This is a genomic window from Pseudonocardia ailaonensis, assembly GCF_039531635.1.
Taxonomy (GTDB): Bacteria; Actinomycetota; Actinomycetes; order Mycobacteriales; family Pseudonocardiaceae; genus Pseudonocardia; species Pseudonocardia ailaonensis.
Genome location: NZ_BAAAQK010000016.1, coordinates 90,461 through 95,428, shown reverse-complemented (window position 1 = coordinate 95,428; position 4,968 = coordinate 90,461). Strand labels below are relative to the sequence as shown.

Below are 4,968 nucleotides of genomic sequence, written 5' to 3'. Positions count from 1 at the left end.
CCGTCGTCGTCGGCGTGTCGTTGGGTGGGCAGGTCGCGCTGGAGCTCTACCGGCGGCGGCCCGACCTGGTGGCGGCGCTGGCGCTCTCCGGGACCGTCGCGGCGGGGGAGACCGCGCAGGGGCGGCGGGCGCGGCGGGAGAACGCGGAGCGGCTCGCGGCGGCCGGGATGGCCGGGCACACCCACCGGGCCCTGCCCACGATGGTGGCCGCGGGCGCGGACCCCGCGGCCGTCGCGCTCGTCGGGACGATGATGCTCGAGACGCCGCCCGACGGGGCCGCCGCCACGCAGCGGGGGCGGGCGGACCGGGCGGACCTGCGGTCGCTGCTGCCGCGGATCGCGGTGCCCACGCTGGTGCTGGTCGGGGACGACGATCCGTACGTGCCGGTCGCGCAGGCCCGGCTGATGCGGGCGTGCATCCCCGGTGCGCGGCTGCGGGTGGTCGCCGGGGCCGGGCACCTGCCGTCCGTCGAGAAGCCCGCGGAGACCACGGCGGTGCTGCAGGAGCACCTGGATCAGGCGTTCTTGCTCTCCCGGTAGAAGCGCTCGGCGCCTGGGTGCAGGGGGACCGGCTGGGTGCCGATGGCGGCCCGGGCGTCGATGGTGAGGGCGGCGGGGCTGGCGGCGGCGAGCCGGGGCTGGTCGGCGAACATCGATCGGACCAGCGCGTCGGCGAGGTCGTCGTCGGTCGAGGCGGGGACCAGCAGGAAGTTGCGCACCAGGAGGGTCGCCACCGGCTCGGGGAGGGTGTAGGTGCCCGCCGGCACGGTCCCCGAGGAGTACACGGGATAGCGCGCCCGGAAGGACTCGAGCGTGTCCTTGAGGTCGAGGAGCCGGATCGGCAGCGCGGCGGCGAGGTCGGTGATGCCGGAGGTGGGCAGGCCGCCGGACCAGAAGAAGGCGTCGATGGTGCCGTCGCGCAGCGCCTGCGTGGAGTCGGGCAGGCCGAGCTGCTGGGCGGCGACGTCGCGGCGGAAGTCCAGGCCGGCGGACTCGAGCAGGCGGGCGGCGATCGCGTAGTAGCCCGACGTCGGTGTCCCGATCGAGACGCGGGCGCCGCGCAGGTCCGCGAGCTGGCGGTACGGGGAGTCCCGGCGGACCACGATGTGCACGGCGTCGTCGTAGATCCGGGCCAGGGCGCGCGGGGCGCGGGGATCGTCCGGCGCGATCGTCGCGAGCCGGTCCGCGGCGGAGTCGACCTGGGAGAACGCGACGTCCGCCGAGCCGTCGCCGAGGCGGTCGAGGTTGTCGACCGAGCCCGCCGTCGTCAGCACCGCGGGCGCGGTCGCGAGGCCGAGCCGCTCGTGCCAGATGTCCGCCAGCGTGCCGCCGAGGCGGTAGTAGACGCCCGAACCGACCCCTGCCGCGATGGTCAGGTGCCGGCCGGTGAAGGTCGCGGCGCAGGCCGCCAGCGCCAGGGGAGCGAGCGCCAGGGCGCCCAGGACGGCCCGGCGGGGCAGCAGCGCGCGTGCGCTCGGGTGCGGCCGGGGCTCCATCGCGGCATCCTCCCGTGTCCGGGGGCCGGTGTGCAGCCCCCACCCCGCCCCGCCGCCCGTCCGCAGGCCTACCCTCGTGACGTGAGCCGCACCTACCACGTCCGTACCTACGGGTGCCAGATGAACGTGCACGACTCCGAGCGGATGGCCGGTCTGCTGGAGTCGGCGGGGTACACGCGCGCCGAGGACCCGGCCGGCGCGGACGTCGTCGTGTTCAACACCTGCGCGGTGCGGGAGAACGCGGACAACAAGCTGTACGGCAACCTCGGGCACCTGCGCCCGGCCAAGGACGCGAACCCGGACATGCAGATCGCCGTCGGCGGCTGCCTCGCGCAGAAGGACCGGGAGACGATCACGAAGCGCGCCCCGTGGGTGGACGTGGTGTTCGGGACGCACAACGTCGGGTCGCTGCCCGCGCTGCTGGAGCGCGCCCGGCACAACGCCGCCGCCGAGGTGGAGATCCTGGAGTCCCTGGAGGTCTTCCCCTCCACGCTGCCCGCGCGCCGCGAGTCCGCCTACGCGGGCTGGGTGTCGATCTCGGTGGGCTGCAACAACACCTGCACGTTCTGCATCGTGCCGGCCTTGCGCGGCAAGGAGCGCGACCGCCGTCCCGGGGACATCCTGGCCGAGGTCGAGGCCCTCGCCGCGGACGGGGTGCTCGAGGTGACCCTGTTGGGGCAGAACGTGAACGCCTACGGCAGCGAGTTCGGGGACCGCGGCGCGTTCGCCTCGCTGCTGCGCGCCTGCGGGACCGTCGAGGGGCTGGAGCGCATCCGCTTCACCTCGCCGCACCCGCGGGACTTCACCTCGGACGTCATCGCCGCCATGGCCGAGACGCCGGCGGTGTGCCCGCAGCTGCACATGCCGCTGCAGTCCGGATCGGACCGGGTGCTGCGCGCGATGCGCCGCTCCTACCGCTCCGCGCGGTACCTGGACATCCTCGACGAGGTGCGGGCCTCGATCCCCGACGCCGCGGTGACCACGGACATCATCGTCGGGTTCCCGGGGGAGACCGAGGAGGACTTCACCGAGACCCTCGACGTCGTCCGCCGGGCGCGCTTCGCCAGCGCCTTCACCTTCCAGTACTCGAAACGGCCGGGCACGCCCGCCGCGGAGCTGCCGGACCAGCTGCCCAAGCAGGTCGTGCAGGAGCGCTACGACCGGCTGATCGCGCTGCAGGAGCAGATCTCCTGGGAGGAGAACCGGCGGATCGAGGGGCGGACCGTGGAGGTCCTCGTCTCCGCGGGCGAGGGTCGCAAGGACGGGGCGACGCGGCGGCTCTCCGGCCGGGCGCGCGACGGCCGGCTGGTGCACTTCGCCACCGGGGACGCGACGGGCGTCCGGCCGGGGGATCTCGTCACCGTGACGATCGACTACGGCGCACCCCACCACCTGGTGTCCGACGGCGGGGTGCACACCCACCGCCGCACGCGGGCCGGGGACGCGCACGAAGCGGGAGGGCGGCCGGGCGGTGCCCCGACGGGGCTCGGGCTGCCCGGGTTCGGGAAGCCGGCGGAGCCGGTGGCAGCCGTCTCGGGATGCGGGGCGGCACAGTGACGGAGCGGGACGAAGGCGGAGCGGTGAACCAGCCGGACGAGCGCAAGGCGCCCTGGGAGCGCGAGGACGATCCCTCGCTCGCGGCGCTGCAGACCGAGATCGAAGGGGTCGCACGGCGCGTCGAACGCCGGATCGACCCGGGCGTGGCCGCGCTGGTCGCCGCGATCGGCACGCTCGCCGTCGTGGCGTCCCTGCTGCTGCCGTGGGTGGGCGGGGCGACCGGCTGGCAGCTGCTGGTCGGCGCGCAGGCAGCCGGGCCGCTGCCGCGGCTGTTCACCTTCACCCTCACCGCGTTCGGGCTCGTCGTGTCCGCGCTCGCGCTCACCACCCGGGTGTGGGCACTGGCCTGGCTCGCCGCCGTCGGCAGCGGGATCTCGCTGGTCAACGGCGTGTGGGCGATCTGGAGCCGGCAGATCGGGGTACCCGAGGGCGTCGCCGGCCCCGGCCCCGGGCTCGTGATCGGGGTGCTGGGCGCCGCACTGCTGACCTTCACCTGGGCCCGGATCGCGCTGCAGCGGCGCTGAACCGGCGCTGACCCGGGCCCCGGTGCTCAGCGCTCCTGGATCGCCTGCTCGGCGGTCTTGAGCCACTCCCGCCACTGGTCGGCCTGGGTCTCGGCCTGCTTCGCGCGCTTGGCGTCGCCCGCGGCCCGGGCCTTCTCGGCCTGCGCCTCGAACTGCGCCACCCGGTCGCGGAACTGCGCCACGCGGGCCTCGGCCTCCGGGTCCGTGCGCCGCCACTCCCGCTCCGAGGCCTGCTTCACGGTGTCCTCGACGGCGCGCAGCCGCTGCTCGAGCGGGCGCATGTCGTCGCGGGGGACCTTGCCGATCTCCTCCCAGCGCTCCTGGATCCCACGCAGCGCGGCGCGGGCGGCATCGGCGTCCCGGGCGTCGATCTTCTCGGCCTCGTCGAGCAGCGCGCGCTTGGCCTTCGCGTTGGCCTCGAACTCGGAGTCCCGCTCGGCGAACACCGACGACCGGCGCTGGAAGAAGGCGTCCTGGGCGCTGCGGAAGCGGTGCCAGAGCGCGTCGTCGGCGTCCTTCTGGGCGCGGCCGGCCTCCTTCCACTCCGTCATCAGATCCCGGTAGCGGGCGGCGGTCGGGCCCCAGTCGTCCGAACCCGCGAGGGACTCGGCCTCGGCGACCAGCTCCTCCTTGCGCGCCTTCGCGGTCGAGCGCTGGCGGTCGAGGTCCGCGAAATGGGACCCGCGGCGGCGGTTGAAGCCCTCGCGGGCGCGGGAGAACCGCTTCCACAGGGCCTCGTCGGTCTTGCGGTCGATGCCCTTGATGGTCCGCCACTCGTCGAGGATCGCCTTGAACCGGTCCCCGGCCTGCTTCCACTGGCTGGAGTCGGCGGCGAGCCCCTCGGCCTCGGTGGCCAGGTCCTCCTTGCGCGCCACGGCGGCCTGCCGCTGCGCGTCGCGGGCGCTGCGGGCGGCGCCCACGGCCTCGTCCGCGCGGGAGATCAGCTCGTCGAGCCGGGCGCGCAGGGCCTCGACGTCGCCGACCACCGACGCCTCGTCGAGCCCCTCGCGCAGTGCTTTCGCGCTGGTCAGCGAGTGCTTCGGGTCGCCGCCGCCGGTGGCGAGACGGGTGACCACGAGCTCGGTCTCGGCGAGCAGGTCGTCGAAGCGGCGGGCGAAGTGGGCCAGGCCCTCCTCGGGCTCGCCGGCCTGCCAGGACCCGACCTGCCGCTCGCCGTCCGGGGTGCGGAGGAAGACCGCGCCCTCGGCGTCGACGCGGCCCCAGCGGGAGGGGTCGTCGGACGCGGCGGGGACGGGGGACTGCTCCACGGGTGCCGCCACCGGGACCGGTGCCGCCGCGGGGGCGGGGGTGGCCGCGGGTGGGCGGTGGCCGCCGGGGGGCGGGCCAGGCCGGGGTCCGGGGCGGGGGCCGGGCTTCGGGGGGCCGGGGCGG

At 75.6% G+C, this 4,968-nt stretch carries 5 protein-coding genes; 3 read left to right on the top strand and 2 right to left on the bottom strand.

What is annotated here, in order from left to right; translation table 11 throughout:
* Positions 1 to 539 (top strand): alpha/beta fold hydrolase (locus ABD324_RS21620; protein WP_344419990.1); only part of this gene is annotated, 539 nt, incomplete at its 5' end.
* On the opposite strand, the gene ABD324_RS21615 is transcribed toward ABD324_RS21620, so the two are convergent.
* A complete protein-coding gene (locus tag ABD324_RS21615; protein WP_344419987.1) occupies positions 515 to 1,495 on the bottom strand; it encodes a TAXI family TRAP transporter solute-binding subunit in 981 nt (326 codons plus the stop codon). The two genes, ABD324_RS21620 and ABD324_RS21615, sit on opposite strands and share 25 nt — an antisense overlap.
* Positions 1,496 to 1,576: 81 nt before the next feature.
* Here ABD324_RS21615 and miaB point away from each other — a divergent pair, with 81 nt between their 5' ends.
* Entirely contained in the window at positions 1,577 to 3,052 is a 1,476-nt protein-coding gene (gene miaB, locus ABD324_RS21610) for a tRNA (N6-isopentenyl adenosine(37)-C2)-methylthiotransferase MiaB (protein WP_344419984.1), read from the top strand.
* 23 nt (positions 3,053 to 3,075) lie between these two features.
* Positions 3,076 to 3,576, top strand: coding sequence for an Rv2732c family membrane protein (locus ABD324_RS21605; protein ID WP_344419981.1), 501 nt, complete (start codon positions 3,076 to 3,078; stop codon positions 3,574 to 3,576).
* Positions 3,577 to 3,602: 26 nt separating this feature from the next.
* Here ABD324_RS21605 and ABD324_RS21600 read toward each other — a convergent pair whose 3' ends face one another.
* Positions 3,603 to 4,844 (bottom strand): DUF349 domain-containing protein, encoded by a 1,242-nt coding sequence (locus tag ABD324_RS21600; RefSeq protein ID WP_344419979.1) that lies wholly within the window; start codon positions 4,842 to 4,844, stop codon positions 3,603 to 3,605.
* Positions 4,845 to 4,968 lie beyond the last annotated feature (124 nt).